This is a genomic window from Paracoccus sp. R86501 (assembly GCF_042466435.1).
Taxonomy (GTDB): Bacteria; Pseudomonadota; Alphaproteobacteria; order Rhodobacterales; family Rhodobacteraceae; genus Paracoccus.
The window spans coordinates 80,390-102,416 of record NZ_JAXHPZ010000001.1 but is presented as its reverse complement, the minus strand read 5'-3'; the positions used below and the strand labels follow the sequence as shown (position 1 = coordinate 102,416).

The following is a 22,027-nucleotide window of genomic DNA, read 5'->3' as shown; positions in this document are numbered from 1 at the left end:
GCCAGAACCAGTCAGGCCGGGATGCGTCCCGGCCTTTCGACGTTTCCAATACCCCGAGGTTCCGATGACCCCCGCCCATGTCGTGACCCTGCTGGCCAGCTATCAGGGGGGCGCACATATCGCCACGCAGCTGGACAGCATTGCGGCGCAGACCCACAAGTCCTGGTCGCTGATCGTGTCGGATGACGGGTCACGCGACGACACCTGCCGGATCGTGCGCGATTTTGCAGACCGGATGGCCCCGGGGCAGGTACAGCTGGTGCAGGGTCCCGCGCAGGGCGCCACGGCGAATTTTCTGTCGCTGATTGGCCGTACGCCGCCGGACGCAATGATCGCCTTCTGCGATCAGGACGACCAATGGCTGCCGAACAAGCTGGAATGGGCGGTGGAATATCTGGCCGCACAAGGTGGCCCTGCCCATTACGCCGCGCGCACGATCATCACGGACATGCAGTTGCGCCCGGTGGCGCAGTCACGCCATTTCCCGCGCCCCTTGGGGTTCCGGAATGCAGCCGTGCAGGCGATCATGGCGGGCAATACTTCGGTCTTCAACGCCCCCGCGGCGGAACTGCTGCGGCAGGGGGCCGAATTCGCGCGCAGAGCCGGCGTCGTCTCGCACGATTGGTGGGCCTATCAGCTGACCTCGGGCGCGGGCGCGGCCCTGTGGCATGACCCCCGCCCCGCGCTGCTGTACCGCCAGCATGACCAGGCCGAGGTCGGGCGGAACGACACACTACCCGCGCTGGCAGCCCGGATGCGCAAGTTGCTGGCAGGGGAATTCGGCATGTGGATGGCGGCCAATCACGCGGCGCTGGTGCCGATGCGCGACCGCCTGACGCCGCAGAACCGCCGGATATTGGACCAGATCGATGCGATGCTGTCGCAACCCGGGCCGAAAGCCCTGCTGACGATGCGTCAGGCAGGGCTTTATCGTCAGACGGTGGCAGGCAGCGCGGCGCTGGCTGCGACGGTGGCGGCAGGGCGGCTGCGCCGCCGCTGATCACTCGATGATCAGATCGGCATGCAGCGCCCCGGCGGAATGTATCGATTTGAGGATGTCGATCATGTCACGCGGGCGCACGCCAAGCGAATTCAGCCCGTTGACCAGATCCGACAGGTTGGTTTCACCCGCGACCTCGACGAAACCGATGCCGGGTTCCTGGCGCAGCTCCACATCGGTGCGCGGGACGGTGACGGTCTCGCCCTCGGCGAAGGGGTTGGGCTGGGACACGACCGGTGCTTCCGAAACACGCAGCGTCAGGTTCCCTTGCGACACCGCCACGCGCGAGATGCGGACCCGTTCACCCACGACGATGGTGCCGGACTTGTGGTCGATGACGACCTTGGCGCGATCTTCGGGTTCGATCAACAGGTTCTCGATCCGGCCGACGACGCGGGCGGGGTTCACGTCGCCCAGGCCGCGGAAGTTCACGACCACCGTCCCGCTGTCCAAGGTGACCGCCAGCGCCTTGTTGAAATCGCGGTTGATGGCATCCTCGACCCGTGTGGCGGTGGTGAAATCGGCGTTGCGCAGCGCGATGCGGATGTCGTCGATGCCAGCAAAGTCGAACTCGACCTCGCGTTCGACACGGGCGCCGACAGGGATGCTGCCGGTGGTGGGGACGCCCTCGACCACACGCGCGGCATCGCCTTGGGCCGCCACGCCGCCCGCGATGATCGACCCCTGCGCGACGGCATAGATGTTGCCATCCGCCGCCTTCAACGGCGTCATCACCAGCGTGCCCCCCAGCAGGCTTTTCGCATCGCCGATGGCCGAAACGCTGACGTCGATGCGGCTGCCCGAGCGTGCGAAGGGCGGCAGGGCGGCGGTGACGATGACGGCGGCCACGTTCTTGGACCGCAGCGCCTCATCGGTAACATTGACGCCAAGGCGTTCCAGCAGGCTGGCCAGCATCTCCTCGGTAAAGGGGGCATTGCGCATGCCGTCGCCCGAACCGTCCAGACCCACGACCAGGCCATAGCCGACCAAATCATTGCCGCGAACGCCGTCAAAATCGGCCAGATCCTTGATGCGCACGGGGATCGCAAGGGCGGATGTCGCCACCACCAGCCAGACCATCAGTGCCGATACCAGCGCCCGCATCACAGGTAATCCACCAAGTTCAGGCGCGACAGGCGCGCGGTGACGGCGAACAGCGTCTCGATCTGGGTCTGAACCTCGGTCAGGGCGGTCGCGGTCTGATAGGGATCGGCGCTGCGAATGTCATTGCGCGACACCTGAAGCGTGCTGATCACCGAGGCGTTTTCGCTTTGCGCCCGCGCCACGGATTGCTGTTCCAACCCGATGCGGCCCATCTCGCCCAGAAGGCCCGCATCGGCGGCAACAAGGGCGTGGCCGCTTTGGCGCAGCAGGGCCGCGCGTTCGTCGGGCTGGTTGGCCAAGGCACCGCGATCCAGGATCGCCGCCGTCGCCAGCCCCTTCAGCAGATCACGCACCGCCGGTGACGCAGCTGAGGTCGTAACCTGCACCGTCTGGCGTTCGGTCACGGGGATCCTGGCAACATCGCCGGTCGTGCCGCGATAGGCCGTGTCCAGAAACCCGCCCGTGCCCGCGGGCGCATCGAACCAGCCGACGATGGCCGCGCCGATCTGATCCGCCGTCGTCAGGCCCGCTGTGACCGCCTGCAGGCTGTCCAGCATCTGATCGGCCGAGACCAGCGGTGGCTGATCGCTAACCAGCCCCGACAGCAGATAGCGGTTGCTCTCCATTCCGTTCAGGCGTTCGATGACGGTGCTTAGGGCATTGGCCACTTCGGTCGCGCGCGTGCCCAGCTGGGCGGTGCTGGCGGCAAAGGGATCGCTCAGCAGGTTCACCCCCAGATCGTTGGTGACCGAACGCACGCCGTCAAAGACATCCTGCATGGCCTGGAACTGGATCGCCGCTTCGGATGCGTTCTGCTGTAACTGGGTGGTCTTCGACAGGCGGCCCTCGATCTCGTTCAGGGCGCGGGTGTTGCCCTGCAGACGCTGTCCCAGATCGGCGACCTCGCCCGTTGACATCTCCTGCGTCAGGGTCGTCATCGTGGATTTCAGCTTGTTGGTGGCCTGCTGCATGGCAAAGTTGCGGGCCTGATCGCCGATACTGTTAAGGCTCATGATTAAATCCCCAGGATCTGGTCTAGCATCTCGTTGACGGCACGCAGGACGCGCGCGTTGGCGGCATAGCTCTGTTCGTATTGCAGCAGTTTCTGCATCTCGGCGTCGCTATCCACGCCATCGGCCAGAATGCTGGACTGTATGGTCGATTGGCGGCTGCTGCGGATGGCCAGATCGGCGTCGGAATTGACGCGGCTGGTCGAGACTTTCGCTTCAAGCGTGCCGAACCGTGTGTTCAGCGTCGCAATGCCCTGCACCCCGCCCGAGGTCGGCGCGCGTGACGCATCCAGCGCCGACAGCATGCCGTTCAGAACGCCCGATGCCCCGACCGGACCCTGCGCGGCTGCCTGCAGGCCGTCGCGCAGACGCCAGGGCGTGTCCACGGCGGCAACATTCACGGCAAGCCGACCGGCAAGACCGGTGATATTGGCCTGCGTCGCCCGCGCGCCTTGATCGGTGAACAAACCCGCATCCCCTGCGGCAAGGGTCGGATCGACCTGCGGGCTGGCCAGACGTTCCTGTAGATCGAAGGCCAGCGCATCCAGATCCGCCTGCATGTCGGGGGCCAGCTGGTCGCGGATGTGGAAATTCGCCTCCAGCGATCCCCCGCTGAACAGCCGCATCTGTGCCTGGCTCAGCGGGGCGCCGTTGAAGGTCAGCAATTGCAAGGGCGCACCGACGGTCTGCCCGGCCGTCACCTGCGCGGCACCCTGAAATTCGATCCGCGCAGGCAGGCTGCCATCCAGTAGGACGGCGCCCTCGGCGGTGAACAGGGCCACCTTGCCCGCCTCGCGTGACACCTCTTGCACGGGGACGATGCCCGCGATGCGATCGATCACCTGCTGGCGTTCGTCCATCAGCGGCGAAGCATCGGTCCCATCCGCGTCCAGCACCGCGATCCGCGCGTTCAGATAGGCCACGCGCTCCAGCGAGGCATTAAGCACCGCCACATCCGTAGTAATCCCCTGCTGCGCCGTACTGCGCGCAGTCTGGACCGCGACCGAGGCATCGTTCAGCCGATTGGCCAAGGTGCCCGCCGCCGAAACCACCTGCGCCAGGCGCAGATCATCGTCGGGCCGTGTCGCAGCCGAGCCCAGGGCCGCCTGAAAATCATTCAGCGCGACGCCCAGCGACCCCGCCTGCCCCGGCAGCCCGACCGTCGCCTCCATCCGGACCTGAAAGGCGTTCTTGGTACTGGCCGCCGACAACGCCGACCCTGCCAGCCGCAATTCGGTCAGCAGGCTGGAATTGACGATGCGGACGATTCCATCGACCTTGACGCCGCCGGTCACCGACTGCGAACTGACCTGCATGTCGCGGCGGGCATATCCGGGCGTCATGACGTTGGACAGGTTCGCGGCGACCGTTTCGGTGCCACGCGCCGTTGCGGTCAGACCCGACATGGCGCTGGATATGGCCTTGGCAATGCTCATTCATGGCCTCCTGCTGGCAGCACCACGCGGGCGCGCTGGATCAGCGTTTGATGTTGGTGGTTTCCTGCAGCATCTCATCCACGGTCTGGATGATCTTGGCGTTCGAGGAATAGGCCCGCTGCGTGGTGATCAGATCCGTCAGTTCCTGGGCGATATCCGTGGTCGAGGATTCGCGCGCATAGCCCGCGATCGCGCCCGTCGGCCCGTCACCCGCGTTCCACAGGAAGAAACTGCCCGAGGCCAGCGAGGGCTTGAAGGCCTGCCCCTCCAGCGCGATCAGCCCGTTGGGGTTCGAAACGTTGACGACAGGCACGCGATACAGCGTCTTGACGAAGCCGGTGTCATAGGTGGCATTGACCTTGCCCTCGGCATCGACCTCGACGGTGACCAGCTGGCCCACCGGCGACCCGTTGCGAGAAATGTTGGAGGACGAGAAGCTGGTTGCCAGCTGCTTCAACCCGGCATCGCTGCCCGGTTTGCCGATGAACATGTCCAGCGCACCGCCGCCAACCTCCAACGGGATGGTGCCGGTCGCGGCATCATAGGGCAGCCCGGAAATCTGGGTCACGTCGCGGATGGTGCCGCCCGCCCCTTGGCTGTCGTCGAAGACGATCTGGAACGACGACACGATATCATTGCCCGACGCGCTGTCGCGGATTTCGACCTGCCAGGTGTTCGACAACTGGCCGTCCTGCCCCGCGACGGGAACAAAGCTCATGTCTAGCGATTCAGATGTGCCGAGGTTGCCGTAATATTCGACCTTCAGCGGCAGTGCCGCACCCGTTCCCGTGGGGCCGGTATCGGTCGCGGGCAGGTTGGCGCCGATGCGCACCTGCGTGGTCGGATCGCCCATCGGCTTGTTGGCGTCGATACGGATCGGTTCAAGGGCGGTTGGGGTATCGCGCGACACCAAGGGCATGCTGCCATCCGAGGACGTAGGCCATCCCATCAGCACCAGCCCGCTTTCGGTGCGAAGCAGGCCCTGCGCGTCGGGACGGAACGACCCGGTCCGCGTCATCAGCAGGCTGGGTTGATCGCCGCTGGCGACATCCGCCACCCCCGCGACTGGCAGAAACCCCCGCCCCGTCATCGCCAGATCCAGCGCGTTCGAGGTCGTCACCACCGCCCCGTCCTGCGAAATGATACGCTGGGTCGATCCGCGCACCCCGCCGGCCGTGTAAAGCCCCGTGCCCTGCCCCACGACCATCGAGTCGAATTCCGTTTCGACGCGCTTGTAGCCATAGGTCGAGGCATTCGCGATATTGTCTGAGATGGTGCCAAGCCGTGACGAGTTCGCCGCCAGCCCGGCCACGCCGGCATTCATTGCAGAGGAGATGGACATGGACAGACACCCTTCCGGTTCAGTGTTGTCCACCATCCTGTCCGACAAGGCTTAAGATTCGGATAATGCCGACCCTAGCGCAGCAGGATCAGTTCGATCCGGTTGTTCGTCGGGTCCATCGGGTTGCCCGAACGGTTCTTGCGATCGGCATAGCCGCTAACCCGCTGAATGCGCTTGTCATCAAAGCCCGCCCGTTCCAGCAGGTTGCGCACGGTGTGGGCACGGGCGTCGGACAGGGGCCAGACCGGGTTCGCGACCATCATTTCGGGATAGGACCGCACATGCCCCGATAGCGCGATCTGGTTGCGGGTGCGCCCTATGACGCGGGCGATCACCTCGACCAGATCCGTCAGTTCGGGCATCGGCTGGCCGGTATCCTCGACGAACAGGGGGGTGTCGGTCAGATCGGTCAGTTCGATCACCAGACCCTCATCGGTCATACGGGTGACGACATGTTTCAGCAGGTTGGTCAGCTGCATGGATTCCGCGCCCGTTCCGGTCAGGCTGTCCTGCACCGCCTTGGCCACCTGATCGAAATCTCCGGCATTTTCACTGTCGGGCAGCGCGGCCTGAATGGCGTGGCGGACGCCCTCTTCGGTGCCGTCCCCCGCGGCGCCCATGCTGCGGGCGACACTGGGGGTGAAATATTGTGCCAAACCCTGCCGCTGTTCTTCGCTGGTGGCATTCAATAGCCACATCAGCAGGAAGAAGGCCATCATGGCGGTCACAAAATCCGCATAGGCGACCTTCCATGCGCCGCCGTGATGGCCGCCTTCGGGGGCGGCCTCGATCCGCTTGATGATGATCGGCGCGCCATTCGCACCCTTGCCCGCAGCCATGTCGCCACCCCGTCTTTCATGTCAGGGGCCAATGTCGCCCCTGTCACGGTTGCAAACAAGTTAACGCATCAAATGCGCGCTATTTGGCGGGTCTCAGTCATAGCTGCGCCGATCCTCGATGACCTTGCCATCATTGGGCAGGCTGCCGACGGGGACCAGTTCCACCTCGGCCTTCAGCTTCAGCGTGTCGAGGATACTTCCCTCATACCCCGAGGCATCTTGCTGCGTGGTTTCCAACTGCACCGTCATCACATCCATCTGGTCGCGCCGGTCGGCGATGACGCGGGCGCGGGCGATATCGGGATGGCGAGCGACCAGCGCGGCCACCTGCTCGGGGCGCACGAACATGCCCTTTATCTTGGTCGTCTGATCGGCGCGTCCCAACCATCCCTTGATGCGCATATTCGTGCGGCCACAAGGACTTGTGCCAGCCATCACGGCCGACATGTCGCCCGTTGCAAAGCGGATCAGCGGATAATCGGGATTCAGGGTGGTCACCAGAACCTCACCCACCTCGCCGTCGGGGACAGGATCGCCGGTGCCGGGGCGGACGATCTCGACGATGACGCCTTCATCGACGATCATCCCCTCCAGCGCTTCACTTTCATAGGCGATGTTGCCCAGATCGGCGGTGGCATAGCATTGCCGCGTGACGATCCCGCGATCGGCATAGGCCTGACGCAGCGACGGGAACAGCGCCCCGCCCCCCACGACCGCGCGGGTGAAAGACAGGGTTTCGCCCATCTGGTCGGCGCGGTCCAGAATGACCTTCAGGAAATCCGGCGTGCCCGCATAGCAGGTGGTGCCGATATCGACCGCCGCGCGCACCTGCAACTCGGTCTGCCCCGTCCCCGCGGGCAGCACGGCGGCATCGACCGCCCGCGCACCGGATTCGAACATCATCCCCGCGGGCGTCAGGTGATAGCCGAAACAGTTCTGCACGATATCGCCGCGCCCCACGCCCGAGGCATGCAGGAACCGGCCCAGCCGCCACCAGTCGCCATCCCGACGGCCCGGTTCATAGATAGGACCGGGGCTTTGGAAGACATGGTCGAATTCAGCCGCCAGTCGCGTCGTATAGCCGCCGAAGGGTGGCGATTTGCGCTGCGCATCCGACAGCTCGGCCTTGCGGATGACCGGCAGGCTCGCCAGCGCGTCGCGCGTGGTGATCGTGGCCGCATCGACATCGCGCAGCAGCCGGGCAAGCGCGGGGGCCGTCTTGGCGCGGATGATGGCAAGGGGCAGCGCCTCGGCCAAAGCCTTGTCGCGGGCGGCCTGATCGCGGGTTTCCAATTCGTCGTAATTTGATGGCATAATGCGGTCCCCTCAGGCCAGCCAGCGCTTGCGGCGGCGATAGCTGCGCGTGTCGCGGAAGGATTTGCGCCCTTCGTCGGACATGCCCAGATAGAATTCCTTGACGTCGGGGTTCTCGCGCAGTTCGCTGGCCAGACCCTCCATCACGACGCGACCGTTTTCCAGAATGTAACCTTCATGGGCGTATCGCAGCGCCACGTTGGTGTTCTGTTCGGCCAGCAGAAAGGTGACGCCCTCGCCCTCGTTCACGGCCTTTACGATTTCAAAGATCTGTTCGACCAGTTGCGGAGCCAGACCCATGGAGGGTTCGTCCAGCAGGATCATCTCGGGGCGCGACATCAGGGCGCGACCCATGGCGACCATCTGCTGTTCGCCGCCCGAGGTATAACCCGCCTGACTTTTGCGCCTTTCGCGCAGACGCGGGAAATAGTCGTAGACCATCTCCAGATCGCGTTTGACGGCGGCTCCGCCATCGGCGCGGGTATAGGCACCGGTCAGCAGGTTTTCCTCGACCGTCAGGTGTTCGAAACAATGGCGGCCTTCCATGACCTGGATGACGCCCTTCTTGACCAAGGCGGCGGGGTTCTGGCGGGCGACCTTTTCGCCCTTATAGGTGATGCTGCCTTTCGTCACCTCGCCCCGTTCGCTGGCCAGCAGGTTCGAAATGGCCTTCAGTGTCGTCGTCTTGCCAGCCCCGTTCCCGCCCAGCAGCGCGGTGATGCCGCCCTTGGGCACGGACAGGCTGACGCCCTTCAGGACCAGAATGACGTGATTATAGATCACCTCGATATTGTTGACTTCCAGCAGCGTCTCGCGGTGTTCGGCGTCGAACATGGGGCGGCCCCTCTTGGTGATGGGACCGGCGGCGGATGACCCGCCGCCGGACAGGTATCAGTTGCAGCGCGGGGTCAGGCCGGCTTCGGAGGCATAGGCGGTGCTGTCTTCCTTGATCAGCGGATCCAGGATTTCGGCATCCGGTTCGATGAAGTCGGTGATCAGGTTCCATTTGCCCCCTGCCGCATCCCATTGCTGGATGCGACCCAGACCGTCGCCGCCGTGGTTTTCACACGACAGCTGGATCGGCGCACCGAAGTCCGGCAGGCCCAGTTCGACCATGCGTTCGGCGGTGATATCCAGCGCCTCGAACCCGTCGCGCATCTGGGCGGCGTTGATCTCGTCGGTGCCCGCCAGTTCCTGCGCCTTGGCGATGGCCTCGGCGATGACAAGGGCGGCATAGGCGCCGCGCGAATACAACACCGTGCCGGTCTGATCGCCCGCGCCGGCGGCTTTGCCCGCGTCATAGACGTATTGCTTCAGGTCATCGTACAGCGGGTATTCCTGACCCACGCCGTGGAAGGTCAGCGACTTGTAACCCTCGGCCCCGGCACCGGCGGGCTTCACGTCGTTTTCCGAACCCGACCACCAGATGCCGATGAACTTGTCCATCGGAAAGCGGACGTTCACGGCCTCCTGGATGGCGACCTGGTTCATGACGCCCCATGCATACATGATGACGTAATCGGGCTTGTCGCGGCGGATCTGCAGCCATTGCGACTTCTGTTCCTGACCGGGCGCGTCAACCGGCAGCATCGACAGCTCGAACCCGTGCTTTTTGGACAGTTCTTCAAGCGTGCGGATCGGTTCCTTGCCATAGGCGCTGTTATGATAGACCAGCGCGATCTTCTTGCCGGTCAGATCGCCGCCCTCCTGATCAAGGATGTGCTTCACCGCGACCGAGGCCCCGTCCCAATAGGTCGCGGGCGCGTTGAACACCCATTCGAAGACCGACCCATCCTTGGCCGAGGTCCGGCCATAGCCCGGCGTGTAAAGCGGAATGCCATCGACGCCGATCTTGGGGATCAGCTGATAGGTGATGCCGGTCGAACAGCGGATTCAGCACCAGCGGGTTCTGGGACTTCAGCGCTTCATAGCACTCGATGCCCTTTTCGGTGTTATAGGCCGTCTCGCATTCCGGCACCTGGATCTTCTGTCCGCCGATGCCGCCATCGCGCTCGTTCAGCAGCGTAAAGTAATCGGAAAACCCGTCGGCATAGGGAATGCCGTTGGCCGCATAGGGGCCGGTCCGATAGGACATGTTCGGCACGACCAGATCGGCCATGGCGGGGGCGGCAAGCATCGTGGCGGCAGCGACGATGGCGGGGAACTTCAGTTTCATGCGGGTCTCCTCCCAGAGATGAACGGTGCCGGTTGCCCGGTTCTTTGATGAAAAATCAGTGCGGGAACGGCCATAGCCGCAGCTTTTCCTTGGTCAGGGACCACAGGCGGGCCAGTCCGTGCGGTTCGACGATCAGGAAGGTGACGATCAACGCGCCCACGATCATCAACTCGATATGGGCTGCCAGATCGGTGGGCCAGCCAAGGTTGCCGACCAGCAGGTTCTTCAGCAGGACCGGCAGCAGCACCAGAAACGCCGCGCCAGCAAAGCTGCCGAAGATGCTGCCAAGGCCGCCGATGATGATCATGAACAGGACAAGGAAGCTTTTGTTGATGCCGAAAGCCTCGCCCACCTCGGCCGCGCCCAGATAGACCGCGAACAGCAGCGCGCCCGCGATGCCGATGAAGAAACTGCTGACGGCAAAGGCGGACAGCTTGGCGGTCAAAGGGTTCACGCCGATGATCTCGGCGGCGATATCCATGTCGCGGATTGCCATCCAGCGGCGCCCGATGCTGCCACGCGTCAGGTTGCGGGCAATCCATGCGACCGCGAAGGCAAAGACCAGACAGACCAGGTATTTGGCCGAGGCACTGGCCGCGGGACCGCTGATCGCCTGTTCCATGAAGGTACGCGTCGGCGCGGTGATCTGACCCGAGGCCGAATAGTTGTAGAACCACGGCACCTTGTTGAAAAGCCAGACCAGAAAGAACTGCGCGGCCAGCGTGGCGACGGCCAGATAGAACCCCTTGATCCGCAGCGACGGCAGACCGAACAGCACGCCCACGACGGCCGTGATCGCGCCCGCCAGCACCACATGGATCAGCAGGCTGACATCGGGAAACGCGGTCATAAGCTTATAGACGGCATAGGCGCCCACGGCCATGAAACCGCCCGTCCCCAGGCTGACCTGACCGGCATAGCCCGTCAGGATGTTCAGCCCAATGGCCGCGATCGCATAGATCAGGAAGGGCACCAGAACCGCGCTGGCCCAATAATCGTTGATGACGAAGGGCACGATGCCGAAGGCCACTGCGACCACCGCGTAATATCCCCAGCGTTCCAGTTTGATCGGAAAGGTCTGGCTGTCGTCCCGGTAGCTTGTCTTGAAATCGCCTGCCTCACGATACAGCATCGCGGCTCTCCTTTGATACGTCCATTCGTGGGGCGCGGGCGCCCGTCACACGCGCTCGATGATGCGTTCGCCGAACAAGCCCTGGGGTCGGAACACCAAGAACAGCAGCGCCAGCACATAGGCGAACCAGTTTTCGGTCGCGCCGCCCACCATCGGGCCGATGGAAAATTCGAACAGTTTCTCACCCACGCCGATGATCAGCCCGCCGACGATCGCGCCGGGGATCGAGGTGAAGCCGCCCAGCATCAGCACCGGCAGCGCCTTGAGCGCGATCAGCGACAGGCTGAACTGCACGCCCGACTTGGTGCCCCACATGATACCCGCGACCAGCGCAACAAAGCCTGCGATCGACCAGACCATCACCCAGATGAAGCGCAGGCTGATGCCGACCGACAAAGCCGCCTGATGGTCGTCGGCCACTGCACGCATGGCGCGCCCCTGCTTGGTGTATTGCGCGAAGGCGACCAAAGCTGCGACCAGCAGGGCCGCGATCACGGTGGCCCAGATGTCCAACCGGTCGATGAAGTAACCATAGCCGAACCAGCTGTCGGTAACCCGTTCGATGCTTTCGGAAATGCCCTGCGGCAGACCGACGTCCAGCGTCTTGATGTCGGCGCCCCACATGACATCGCCCAGACCTTCAAGGAAATAGGCCATGCCGATGGTCGCCATGAACAGGATGATCGGCTCTTGACCGACCAGATGTTGCAGGACCAGTTTCTCGATCAGGAAGGCCAGCCCGACCATGACCAGCGCCGTCAGCGCAATGGCCAGAACCGATGGCACGGTCCAGCCGAAATGGTGCAGGCTGGTGCCGAAGGCTGCGTTGATCAGATGCGCGAAGGGCACCTGCCCGTTCTGGATGCCGACCAGCGTCAGCGCCGCGAACAGCGCCAGCACGCCCTGGGCATAGTTGAAGACGCCCGAGGCCTTGAAGATCAGCACGAAGCCAAGCGCCACCAGCGCGTACATCACGCCCGTCATCAACCCGTTCAGCATCACCTCGGATGCGAAGATCAGCTGGTCCATCACAGGCTCCTTTTCGCGCGGACATCAGTGCGGGGATCAGTCATGGGCCACCCCCAGATAGGCGTCGATCACCTGCTGATTGTTGCGGACCTCATCAGGGGTGCCGTCGCCGATCTTGCGGCCGTAATCCATCACGACCACGCGGTCGGACAGATCCATCACCACGCCCATGTCATGTTCGATCAGGCAGATCGTCGTGCCGAATTCATCGTTCACATCCAGAATAAAGCGGGACATGTCCTCTTTTTCCTCGACGTTCATGCCAGCCATCGGTTCGTCCAGCAGCAGCAACTGCGGTTCGGCAGCCAAGGCGCGCGCCAGTTCAACGCGTTTTTTCAAACCATAGGGCAGGCGGCCGACCGGCGTCTTGCGGATGTTCTGGATTTCCAGAAAGTCGATGATGCGTTCTACGGCGGCGCGGTTTTCGTTTTCCTCACGCTCGGCCTTGCCCCACCAGAAGGCTTGGGACAGGAAGCCCGCCTTCATCTTTTTCAGGCGACCGGTCATGATGTTGTCCAGAACGCTCATCCCGTCGAACAACGCGATGTTCTGGAAGGTCCGCGCGACGCCCTGCCCCGCGACCTGATGCGGTTTCATCGGCTGGCGGCGGCTGCCCTTGAACCAGACCTCGCCGTCCTGCGGGTGATAGAAGCCCGAGACCACGTTCAGCATGCTGGATTTGCCGGCACCATTGGGGCCGATGATGGCGCGGATTTCGCCCTGGCGGATGTCAAAGCTGATGTCCTTGATGGCCACCACGCCGCCGAAACGCAGGGTGATGTTCTTCAGCTCCATCAGCTTGCCGCCGATCTGGCGTCCGTCGGCGGTGATATAGCCGTCGCTTGTCATGCTGTTCATTGTGCTGCCACCTTTGCCTGGGCCGCATCGCCAAAGACCGGCACGTCCATGATCTGCAGGGTCGCGCTGATCTGGCCCTTGCGGCCGTCCTCATAGGTGACCTCGGTGCGGGTATGGATGCTGTCCGACCCGTCATAGAGCGCGTCCACCAGATCGGCGAATTTGTCGTTGATGACCGCACGCCGGACCTTGCGGGTGCGGGTCATTTCGCCGTCATCGGGGTCCAACTCCTTATGCAGCACAAGGAAGCGATGCACCTGACAGCCCGACAGCATGGGGTCCTGCGCCACCGACCGGTTCACCTCGGTGATGTGGTCCTTGATGGCGCCGTAAATCTGCGGATGGCCCGCCAGTTCCTGATAGCTGGAATAGGCGATGTTGTTGCGTTCGGCCCAATTGCCCACCGCCGACAGGTCGATGTTGATCATCGCCGTGCAGTAATCGCGCCCGTTGCCGATCACGACGGCCTCGAGGATGTTGGGATAGAACTTCAGTTTGTTCTCGACATATTTCGGCGCGAACATTGTGCCATCGGCCATTTTTCCGACGTCCTTGGCGCGGTCGATGATGCGCAGATGGCCCGTCGCCTCCTCGAAGAAACCCGCATCACCCGTGGCGACCCAGCCTTCGGGGTCTTTGGTCGAGGCGGTGCTTTCGGGGTTCTTGTAATAGGCAACGAAGGTGCCGGGGCTGCGGTAATAGACCTCGCCGTTGTCACCGATGCGAACCTCGACGCCGGGACTGGGGACGCCGACGGTGTCGGAGCGCACCTGCCCGTCAGGCTGCTGGGTGATGAACACGGACGCCTCGGTCTGGCCGTAAAGCTGCTTCAGGTTGATGCCGAGGCTGCGATAGAAATCGAAGATCTCGGGGCCGATCGCCTCGCCTGCCGTGTAGCCCACGCGGACCCGCGACAGGCCAAGCGTGTTCTTCAGCGGCCCGAAGACAAAGATGCGGCCAAGGGCATAAGCCACCCGGTCACCCCAAGACACCGGCTTGCCGTCCAGCAGCGCAGGCCCCGCACGGCGGGCCACGTCCATGCCGCGGTTGAACAGCCAGCGCTTGACGCCGCCTGCATCCTCCATCCGGATCATCACCGATGTCAGCTGGGTTTCGAACACGCGCGGCGGAGCAAAGAAATAGGTCGGACCGATCTCGCGCATGTCGGTCATCATCGTATGCGCGCCCTCGGGGCAGTTCACCGTGAAGCCCGACCAGATCGCCTGCCCCATCGAGAAGATGAAATCGCCGACCCATGCCATCGGCAGATAGGCGACGATCTCCTCGCCCTCGGTCAGGTGGTCGAATTCGCTGCTGTTTTTGGCGGTTTCGATGATGTTGCGGTTGGACAGCACAACGCCCTTGGGCTTGCCGGTGGTGCCGCTGGTGTACAGCATGACGCAGGTGCTGTCGTAATCCAGCGCCGCCGTCCGCGCATCCAGTTCCGCCCTCAGACGGTCGGCAGCCTTGCGACCCCGGTCCTGCAGGTCGGCCACAGATGTCATCCGCGCGTGGTCGTATTTCCGCAGACCCCGCGCGTCGGTATAGACGATGCGGTCGATGGCATCGATGGTGCGCTCGACCTCCAGCACCTTGTCAACCTGTTCCTGATCGCCGCAGATCACCATGCGGGCGCCGCAATGGCCCAGCACATAGGTCATCTCGTCGGCGACGGCGTCCTGATACAGGGGCACGGGGACCGCGCCGCACATCTGGGCCGCGATCATTCCCCAGTAATGCGCCGGACGGTTGCGCCCGATCACCGCCACATGGTCGCCGGGCTGCAGCCCCAGATCCAGCATCCCCAAGGCCATGGCACGGATTTCGTCAGCCGCCTGCGACCAAGACCAGCTTTGCCAGATCCCGTATTCCTTTTCACGATACGCCGGCCGGTCGCCGAAACGGGCCACATTCCGCGCCAGAAGCGCGGGAATAGAACGCAATTCACCCGAAGGCGTCTGCCGGTCCGTCATGTCTTCTCCCTCGTTGCGCGTCAGGCGCAATGTCGCCCGTGACCTCCTCCGCCACGGTGACAGGTTCACTGTCGGGACCAATCTTTGCCGCAGTTTGTCGCAATTCCAACAAAATGTTACAGTGCTTCCGCAGATCGGCACCCGATGCTATCCATGTCGCGCGATCATCCGTGGGGGGCCGATGCATCACGACGACCAGCAGGCCGGTGCCTTGACCAAGGCCCGCATCCGCGCCGACCTGACACGATCCGGGCTGAACCTGATCGGACAGGCGCTGTCGATCTTTGATGCAGACCTACAACTGGCGGTCGCCAACAACCAGTATCAGGCGATGTTCGGCCTGCCCGATGCGCTGACCCAGCCCGGTGCCAGTTTCGAGGACACGATCCGCTTTCTGGTCCTGCGCGGCGAATACGGCCCCCAGACCGACCCCGAGGCCGCCGTCGCCTATCGCGTGGCGCAGGCCCGCCAGTTCCAGCCGCATTACTTCGAACGCGAACGCGCCGATGGCCGTTGGGTCGCGGTCGAGGGTGCGCCGCTGACCCAGGGCGGCTGGGTCACGGTCTATACCGACATCAGCGACATCAAGCGTCAGGAAGGCCTGCTGCGGGCGCGGTCGGCGGAACTGTCGGACCAAGTACTGCAGAACGCCGAACGGTTGGCCGCCGCCAACCGCCAGCTTGCCGCCACCAACGCCGCCCTTTCCGAGGCGCAGCGCATCCTGACCCGGACCGAGGCCCGCACCCGCCAGGTGACCGAGATGGTCCCCGCCCATATCGCCCATATGGACGCCAGTTTTCGCTATACATTTTCCAACCGCAGGCTGCCCTCGGTCTTTCCGGGCGCGGCGGATGACATCGTCGGGCTGACCGTGGAACGCGCGCTTGGGGCGCAGACCTTCGCGACGCTGCTGCCCTATATGACGCGCGCGCTGGCGGGCGACCCGCAGGTGTTCGAGATCACGCATCCCACCTCGGGCCGTCGCATCCGCATCGCGCTGACGCCCGATCTGCAGGGCGCGGGCGTCTATATCCTGTCCACCGATGTCAGCGCCGAGGTTCAGGCGCGCGAGGCATTGGTCCATGCCAGCAAGCGCAGTCTGGCTGCCCAGCTGACATCGGGTATGGCGCATGATTTCGGCAATCTGCTGACCATCATCCTCGGACTGCAGGCCCGCCTAGCCGCACGCGACCTGCCGGATGACGCCGGACAGGACGTCCAAGCCACGCTGGCCGCTGCACGCCGCGGCGCCGATCTGCTGAAACGTCTTGCCCGCATCAGCGGCGAACGTGACCTGCTGCTGGAACCCGCCAATCTGCCCGCATTGATCGAACAGGTCGCGACCCTTGCCCGTCCATCCCTGTCGGACGGCACGCAACTGCATCTGGATATCGCGCCGATCAGCGACCCGCTGCTGCTGGACACGGGCGCGCTGCAGGATTCGCTGCTGAACCTGATCCTGAATGCGGATGCGGCCATGCCCACGCAAGGGCGCATCACCCTCCGCGCCATCAGGAATGGCGACTGGCTGCAGATCACCGTCTGCGACACCGGCCCCGGCTTTGCCCCCGAGGCCCTGTCCCGCGCGACCGAGCCGTTCTTTACCACCAAGAAGGGCCAGGGATCGGGGTTGGGCCTGTCGATGGTCTATGACCAGACCAAATTGGTCGGTGGCACGCTGCGGCTGGAAAATACGCCCGACGGGGCGCGCGTGACCCTGCGACTGCCATGGCGCCCGGTCATGCCGCAGATGGTGCTGCTGGTGGAAGATGACGATGTGATCCGCACGCAGGTCCGCGATCAACTGACCGAATTGGGCCATGCCGTTCTGGAAGCATCATCCCTGTCCGAGGCCGCAACCCTGGCCGATCTGCCCGGGCTGACCCTGATCATATCCGACATCCAACTGGGCGACGGTCTGGGGCTTGACCTTGCCGCCCCCGTGCCGATCCTGCTGATGACCTCGCTGCCGCCCGGCGACCCGCTGCGTGACCGCGCGACAGGGCCGGTCGTGACAAAACCCTTCACCTCGGCACGTCTTGCCGGCGCATTGGCCGAGGCCATGAAAGACCAGCCATGACCGACGCCCCGCTTATCGCGATCCTTGATGACGAACCCCAGATCCGGCACCTGCTGTCGCAGGCGCTGGAACAGGCGGGCTTTCGCACCCAATCCTTCGCCCGCGCCACCGAATTCGAGGCGGCGCTGCGCCGCATCACCCCCGATGTCTGCCTGATCGACCTGGGCCTGCCCGATCGCGACGGGCTGGCAGTGGTCCACCGGCTGGCGATGGATTCGGGGGCGACGATCATCATCATCTCGGGGCGGGCACAGGTGCAGGACCGCATCACCGGGCTGGAGCTGGGCGCCGACGATTACATCATCAAGCCCTTCGAACCCTCCGAGGTCGTGGCCCGCATCCGCGCCCGCCTGCGCAAACCCGCGCAGGCCCAGACCCGCAATGCCCGCACCCTGAAGTTCGCCGGATGGACCGCCGATTTCGATCGCTATCTGCTGACCTCGCCCGATGGCAGCGAAACCCCCCTCAGCCATGCCGAGGCCGAGGTTCTGCGCATGTTCACCGACAATCCCCGCCGTCTGATCACCCGCGCCCAGATGCTGGAAACGCTTGGCGGGTCGGCTGGCGACAGCTTTGATCGGGCGATGGATGTGCGCATCTCGCGGCTACGCACCAAGCTGGGTGAGGATCCGAAAAACCCGCGCCTGATCAAGACGATCTATGGCGCGGGCTATATCTTCCTTGCGGAACTGGACTGACGCCAAGGCCGGAGTGGCGGGGGGTGCGGGGGGCTGGCCCCCCGCCTCCGCCTGCCTGTCAGGGCAGGCAATCCCTCAGGCGTCGCGATCCCAGCCGCTGATTGCCTTGCTATCCATGAACTCTTCCAGACCCATGATCCCGCCTTCGCGCGCACGGCCCGATTTCTTGACGCCGCCAAAGGGCGCACCGGCCCCGCGCAATTCACCATTCATCTCGACCATGCCGGCCCGCAGCTGACGCGCCACGCGGTTGCGCTTGGCACCATCCTGCGACTGCACGTAATTCGTCAGACCATAGGGCGTGTCATTGGCAACGCGGATCGCCTCGGCCTCATCATCAAAGGGGATGATCGACAGGACGGGGCCAAAGATCTCCTCGCGCGCGACGGTCATGTCGTTGGTGACATCGGCAAAGACCGTCGGCCGCACGAAGTATCCGCGGTTCACGCCCTCGGGCAGGCCGGTGCCGCCGGCGGTCAGCCGCGCACCTTCGTCGATGCCCGCCTGAATCAGGCCCTGGATCTTCTCCCACTGGGCCTTGCTGATGACGGGACCGATATGGCGGCCATCGGCATGGGCGCTGGCGACCTTGGTGTCGTTGGCGACCTGCGTGGCGACCTCGACCGCGCGGTCATAGGCCGAACGCTCGACCAGCATGCGGGTCGGTGCGTTGCAGGATTGGCCGGTGTTGTTGAAGCAATGCTTGGCACCACGGGCGACCGCTGCATCATCGGCATCCGCGAAGACGATGTTGGCGCCCTTGCCGCCCAGCTCCAGCACGACCTTCTTCAGGCTGTCGGCGGCCGCCTTAGTGATGGCGATGCCCGCGCGGGTCGAGCCGGTAAAGCTGATCATCTCGACATCGTCATGGGTGGACAGCTGCGTGCCGACACCCGGACCGTCGCCATGGATCATGTTGAAGACGCCCTTGGGCAGGCCTGCCTCTTCCACGATCTCGGCAAAGACGATCGAACTCAGCGGCGCGATTTCCGACGGTTTCAGCACGCAGGTATTGCCCGCCAGCAGCGCCGGGATGACCTTCAGCGTGACTTGGTTCATCGGCCAGTTCCACGGCGTGATCAGACCCACGACGCCGACGGGCTCCCATGAAATCATGGTCGTGGGGGCGTGATCGCCCAAGGGACGCACGAACTGGAAGTCGCGGAACGCATTGATGAAATTCGTGATGTGGAAGGTGCCGCTGGCGACCTGGTTGTTCAGCGACATTTCGGCAGGGGCGCCCATTTCATGGCTGATGGCCCACGCCATATCCTCGGCCCGCGACTGATAGACGGACAGGATCTTTTCAACCATCGCCAGACGTTCGGCGGGCGGCGTGGCGGACCATGCCGGGAAGGCACGCTTGGCGGCGGCGACGGCGGCATCGGTATCGGCCTGACCGCCAAGGCTGATGACAGCGACGGCCTCCTCGGTCGAAGGGTCGATCACATCGAGATCGTTTGCGACCGCCGGGGCCACCCATGCGCCGTCGATATAGAATTTGCGCTTGTCCAGTACCTGGGACATCTGACTCTCCTGGTCCATGTTTGGCAGGCAGCCTGTCACCACCGCATCGCCGCCGCAAGCCCGCGCGGCATGGACATAAGGTCCACGCCCTCGGCCCACTGGCATTCCACGACGGGCTGCTTATGTTGATGCCAACGCAACCCACGGAAAGGACGCCACATGTCCCTGCGCATCAACGACATCGCCCCCGATTTCACCGCCAATTCGACAGAGGGCCAGATCAGTTTCCACGACTGGATCGGCAAGGATTACGCCATCGTCTTCAGCCACCCGCGCGATTTTACCCCGGTCTGCACCACGGAATTCGGTGCCGTCGCCCAATTGGCACCGGAATTCGAAAAACGTGGCACCAAGGTGCTGGGCGTCTCGGTGGACAGCGTGGACGACCACCAGAAATGGAAATCCGACATCGCCAAGGTCGCGGGCGTTCCGGCCAATTTCGCCATCATCGACGACAGCGATCTGACGGTGGCCAAGGCCTATGACATGCTGCCCGCCGAATACTATCTGCCGACCGAGGGTCGCACGCCCGCCCATTCGGCCACCGTGCGCACGGTCTTCATCATCGGGCCGGACAAGAAGGTCCGCCTGACCATGACCTATCCCATGTCGGTGGGCCGCAACTTTGCCGAGATCCTGCGGGCGCTGGACGCCGTGCAGAAGACCGACGGCGTGCCGATCGCCACCCCCGCCAACTGGGTGCCGGGTCAGGACGTGATCGTGGCCCTATCGCTGGATGATGCCGCCGCGACCGAGAAATTCGGCCCGCTGGACATCAAGCTGCCCTATCTGCGCTATGCCAAGGATCCGGCCTGATCCATCTACGCCCCGCCCGACCGGCGGGGCGTTTTATTCCGGCCAGCCGTAGTGGCCCATCAGCGCGGCGATAGCGCGATCATTGCCGCTGCCCTGCCGATTGTCGTGGCGCAGATTGGTGGTCTGACTGCCTTCCCACTCCAGGATGCGGGCCTTGGGGCCGATCTTGCGGGGCTGCGATCCCGCAAGACGCGCCATCCAGTACAGCCAGACATCATCGGCACTGGGCGCAAGCCGCGTGAACAGATCGTCCCGCGTCACATCCCGGTGCAGCGACCCCGGAGCATAGATCACCCCCGAGACACCGGTCTGGAACACCAACGGCAATTCCTCGGGGGCGGTGATATTGTGCTGCCAGTCGTCATAGGGCGCGGGCGCGGCCCCTGACATCACCACCCGATGCGCGCGATGGCAGGCGATGCGCGCGCCGTCATGGACCGCCGTCACCAGCCCCTCCAGCCAATCGGCGGGGTAATAGACATCATCATCCGCCGTCACGACATGCGCGTCGGGATGATCCAGCAGGGTCGGCACGATCTTCTTGTAGGACCGCCAGTCGGGGCAGAACGCAACCTGCACCGCAGGCATCTGCCGGATCGCGTCAGGCAGCGCATCGCGGTCGCCTTCGTCCAGCCACAGGATCACCCGATCAGGTTGCACCGTCTGGCGAGTGATGGCCTGCAACGTATGTTCCAGCGTGCCGAACCGCGCGGCATAGCTGGTCAGAGACACGATCAGTTCCGAGGGCAACCCGTGGGGCCTGCCATGCCCCTGCGGGCGCGCCCGAATTTCGGCCAAGGCGCGGGCGATACGGCGGCGGTGCTTGAACTGGCGAAAAGCGTCGCGGATCACGGGTTTTCCCACGCCTTGCGCAGCCAATCGATGTTGCCAATGCGGCGATACCATTTGTGCCCGCGACCCGCAAAAACGTCCTCCATCTTGGGGGCGCCGGCGAACAGCACGATCTTGGCCCCCTTCGGCATCGAGGGATCACGGACATAGGACAGCAGGTTGCGCGGCACGCAGTCGTTCTTGAAGCTGACGCACCATTCGCGGGGCCAGTAATGCAGGTTTCCGTGCTTGGCCAATTGCGCCGACTGGAACTGCTGGCTGATCTCGTATCCCGCAGTCGCTGCGGCAGGATCGGCCAGATAGGCGTCCAGCACATAGGCATGATCGCCGATGACATAGCGGAAGACACTGGAATTGCCGACACTATGCAGGAACTTGTCCCGCGCCGGGTTCACCTTGCGCAGTGGCTTGGGGCGGAACAGATCATCGTCGCGGATGATGAAGAAGTCACCCGGCAGGTCGAAGAAGGGCGCCAGATCGTCCACCACCACCAGATCGATATCCAGAAACAGCGCCGTCCCCGAAAGCCCGCCAAGATCGCGCCGGAACAGTGCCAGCTTGCGCCAACGCGTGTCGCCGTGACCTTCGGGCAGGCCCAGCTCGGGCAGCTCCATCGCCTCGATCTGCGGGTCGAGGCCCTTTGGGTCGTCGGTAAAGCAGATGAACCGATGCGGACGTGCCAGATGCTTGCGCACCTGAGCCGCAAGGCGGTTCACATCGTCGCTGCTGTAAAGCGTGCCCCATTTCATCGTCAGGATCAGGACAGGTTCATCTCGGCTCATTCATCAGTCCTTTCCGGTGACGACATCCGGCCTCGCATGTCGCCCTCTTGTATCGCCCG

Annotated in this window: 18 protein-coding genes and 1 pseudogene; 4 read left to right on the top strand and 15 right to left on the bottom strand. The window is 64.0% G+C overall.

Going from position 1 to position 22,027, the window contains the following annotated elements; genetic code table 11:
* Nucleotides 1-64 precede the first annotated feature (64 nt).
* Nucleotides 65-1,000 carry a glycosyltransferase gene (locus tag SJY40_RS00535; protein ID WP_378941498.1) on the top strand — a complete coding sequence of 312 codons (936 nt, stop codon included), beginning with the start codon at nt 65-67 and terminating at the stop codon, nt 998-1,000.
* Here SJY40_RS00535 and SJY40_RS00530 read toward each other — a convergent pair whose 3' ends face one another.
* From SJY40_RS00530 to SJY40_RS00475, 12 genes and pseudogenes are all read right to left on the bottom strand, one after another.
* Nucleotides 1,001-2,104: a flagellar basal body P-ring protein FlgI gene (locus tag SJY40_RS00530; protein ID WP_378941496.1), complete on the bottom strand. Its 1,104-nt coding sequence runs from the start codon at nt 2,102-2,104 to the stop codon at nt 1,001-1,003.
* A complete protein-coding gene (locus SJY40_RS00525) occupies nt 2,104-3,117 on the bottom strand; it encodes a flagellin (RefSeq protein WP_378941494.1) in 1,014 nt (337 codons plus the stop codon). Before SJY40_RS00525 ends, SJY40_RS00530 begins: the two co-directional genes overlap by 1 nt.
* A 2-nt stretch (nt 3,118-3,119) precedes the next feature.
* Nucleotides 3,120-4,550, bottom strand: coding sequence for a flagellar hook-associated protein FlgK (gene flgK, locus SJY40_RS00520; protein ID WP_378941491.1), 1,431 nt, complete (start codon nt 4,548-4,550; stop codon nt 3,120-3,122).
* A gap of 40 nt (nt 4,551-4,590) precedes the next feature.
* Entirely contained in the window at nt 4,591-5,892 is a 1,302-nt protein-coding gene (locus SJY40_RS00515) for a flagellar hook protein FlgE (RefSeq protein WP_378941489.1), read from the bottom strand.
* 74 nt (nt 5,893-5,966) lie between these two features.
* Nucleotides 5,967-6,731: a flagellar motor protein MotB gene (locus SJY40_RS00510; RefSeq protein WP_378941487.1), complete on the bottom strand. Its 765-nt coding sequence runs from the start codon at nt 6,729-6,731 to the stop codon at nt 5,967-5,969.
* A 93-nt stretch (nt 6,732-6,824) separates the two neighbouring features.
* Nucleotides 6,825-8,045: a phenylacetate--CoA ligase family protein gene (locus tag SJY40_RS00505; protein WP_378941485.1), complete on the bottom strand. Its 1,221-nt coding sequence runs from the start codon at nt 8,043-8,045 to the stop codon at nt 6,825-6,827.
* A 12-nt stretch (nt 8,046-8,057) separates the two neighbouring features.
* Nucleotides 8,058-8,879, bottom strand: a complete 822-nt coding sequence (locus tag SJY40_RS00500) for an ABC transporter ATP-binding protein (protein WP_378941482.1) — start codon at nt 8,877-8,879, stop codon at nt 8,058-8,060.
* Nucleotides 8,880-8,936: 57 nt separating this feature from the next.
* Nucleotides 8,937-10,221, bottom strand: a pseudogene (locus SJY40_RS00495) (ABC transporter substrate-binding protein).
* A 55-nt stretch (nt 10,222-10,276) separates the two neighbouring features.
* Entirely contained in the window at nt 10,277-11,353 is a 1,077-nt protein-coding gene (locus SJY40_RS00490; RefSeq protein ID WP_378941480.1) for a branched-chain amino acid ABC transporter permease, read from the bottom strand.
* 45 nt (nt 11,354-11,398) lie between these two features.
* Nucleotides 11,399-12,385 carry a branched-chain amino acid ABC transporter permease gene (locus tag SJY40_RS00485; RefSeq protein WP_378941478.1) on the bottom strand — a complete coding sequence of 329 codons (987 nt, stop codon included), beginning with the start codon at nt 12,383-12,385 and terminating at the stop codon, nt 11,399-11,401.
* Nucleotides 12,386-12,418: 33 nt separating this feature from the next.
* Nucleotides 12,419-13,240 (bottom strand): ABC transporter ATP-binding protein, encoded by an 822-nt coding sequence (locus SJY40_RS00480; protein ID WP_378941476.1) that lies wholly within the window; start codon nt 13,238-13,240, stop codon nt 12,419-12,421.
* On the bottom strand, nt 13,237-15,213 hold the full coding sequence (locus SJY40_RS00475; RefSeq protein ID WP_378941473.1) for an AMP-binding protein: 1,977 nt from the start codon (nt 15,211-15,213) through the stop codon (nt 13,237-13,239). Before SJY40_RS00475 ends, SJY40_RS00480 begins: the two co-directional genes overlap by 4 nt.
* Nucleotides 15,214-15,394: 181 nt before the next feature.
* On the opposite strand from SJY40_RS00475, the gene SJY40_RS00470 reads away from it, so the two are divergent.
* Nucleotides 15,395-17,293, top strand: a complete 1,899-nt coding sequence (locus SJY40_RS00470) for a PAS-domain containing protein (RefSeq protein WP_378941471.1) — start codon at nt 15,395-15,397, stop codon at nt 17,291-17,293.
* Nucleotides 17,290-17,991: a response regulator transcription factor gene (locus SJY40_RS00465; RefSeq protein ID WP_378941468.1), complete on the top strand. Its 702-nt coding sequence runs from the start codon at nt 17,290-17,292 to the stop codon at nt 17,989-17,991. The genes SJY40_RS00470 and SJY40_RS00465 overlap by 4 nt, the downstream gene beginning before the upstream one ends.
* 75 nt (nt 17,992-18,066) lie before the next feature.
* Here the strand turns inward: SJY40_RS00465 and SJY40_RS00460 are convergent, their stop codons facing one another.
* Entirely contained in the window at nt 18,067-19,518 is a 1,452-nt protein-coding gene (locus SJY40_RS00460) for an aldehyde dehydrogenase family protein (RefSeq protein ID WP_378941466.1), read from the bottom strand.
* A 159-nt stretch (nt 19,519-19,677) separates the two neighbouring features.
* Here SJY40_RS00460 and SJY40_RS00455 point away from each other — a divergent pair, with 159 nt between their 5' ends.
* Entirely contained in the window at nt 19,678-20,334 is a 657-nt protein-coding gene (locus tag SJY40_RS00455) for a peroxiredoxin (protein WP_378941463.1), read from the top strand.
* 33 nt (nt 20,335-20,367) lie between these two features.
* Here SJY40_RS00455 and SJY40_RS00450 read toward each other — a convergent pair whose 3' ends face one another.
* Together SJY40_RS00450 and SJY40_RS00445 are read right to left on the bottom strand one after the other, a co-directional pair.
* On the bottom strand, nt 20,368-21,186 hold the full coding sequence (locus SJY40_RS00450) for a glycosyltransferase family 2 protein (RefSeq protein ID WP_378941460.1): 819 nt from the start codon (nt 21,184-21,186) through the stop codon (nt 20,368-20,370).
* Nucleotides 21,183-21,968, bottom strand: a complete 786-nt coding sequence (locus tag SJY40_RS00445) for a hypothetical protein (protein WP_378941458.1) — start codon at nt 21,966-21,968, stop codon at nt 21,183-21,185. The genes SJY40_RS00450 and SJY40_RS00445 overlap by 4 nt, the downstream gene beginning before the upstream one ends.
* Nucleotides 21,969-22,027 lie beyond the last annotated feature (59 nt).

Excerpts from the sequence above, each read along its gene's own strand:
- SJY40_RS00455 (WP_378941463.1), top strand. The coding sequence starts at position 19,678 with ATGTCCCTGCGCATCAACGACATCGCCCCCGATTTCACCGCCAATTCG.
- SJY40_RS00460 (WP_378941466.1), bottom strand. The coding sequence starts at position 19,518 with ATGTCCCAGGTACTGGACAAGCGCAAATTCTATATCGACGGCGCATGG.
- SJY40_RS00525 (WP_378941494.1), bottom strand. The coding sequence starts at position 3,117 with ATGAGCCTTAACAGTATCGGCGATCAGGCCCGCAACTTTGCCATGCAG.
- SJY40_RS00465 (WP_378941468.1), top strand. The coding sequence starts at position 17,290 with ATGACCGACGCCCCGCTTATCGCGATCCTTGATGACGAACCCCAGATC.
- SJY40_RS00475 (WP_378941473.1), bottom strand. The coding sequence starts at position 15,213 with ATGACGGACCGGCAGACGCCTTCGGGTGAATTGCGTTCTATTCCCGCG.
- SJY40_RS00500 (WP_378941482.1), bottom strand. The coding sequence starts at position 8,879 with ATGTTCGACGCCGAACACCGCGAGACGCTGCTGGAAGTCAACAATATC.
- SJY40_RS00470 (WP_378941471.1), top strand. The coding sequence starts at position 15,395 with ATGCATCACGACGACCAGCAGGCCGGTGCCTTGACCAAGGCCCGCATC.
- SJY40_RS00480 (WP_378941476.1), bottom strand. The coding sequence starts at position 13,240 with ATGAACAGCATGACAAGCGACGGCTATATCACCGCCGACGGACGCCAG.
- SJY40_RS00490 (WP_378941480.1), bottom strand. The coding sequence starts at position 11,353 with ATGCTGTATCGTGAGGCAGGCGATTTCAAGACAAGCTACCGGGACGAC.
- flgK (WP_378941491.1), bottom strand. The coding sequence starts at position 4,550 with ATGAGCATTGCCAAGGCCATATCCAGCGCCATGTCGGGTCTGACCGCA.
- SJY40_RS00445 (WP_378941458.1), bottom strand. The coding sequence starts at position 21,968 with ATGAGCCGAGATGAACCTGTCCTGATCCTGACGATGAAATGGGGCACG.
- SJY40_RS00515 (WP_378941489.1), bottom strand. The coding sequence starts at position 5,892 with ATGTCCATCTCCTCTGCAATGAATGCCGGCGTGGCCGGGCTGGCGGCG.
- SJY40_RS00535 (WP_378941498.1), top strand. The coding sequence starts at position 65 with ATGACCCCCGCCCATGTCGTGACCCTGCTGGCCAGCTATCAGGGGGGC.
- SJY40_RS00530 (WP_378941496.1), bottom strand. The coding sequence starts at position 2,104 with ATGCGGGCGCTGGTATCGGCACTGATGGTCTGGCTGGTGGTGGCGACA.
- SJY40_RS00510 (WP_378941487.1), bottom strand. The coding sequence starts at position 6,731 with ATGGCTGCGGGCAAGGGTGCGAATGGCGCGCCGATCATCATCAAGCGG.
- SJY40_RS00505 (WP_378941485.1), bottom strand. The coding sequence starts at position 8,045 with ATGCCATCAAATTACGACGAATTGGAAACCCGCGATCAGGCCGCCCGC.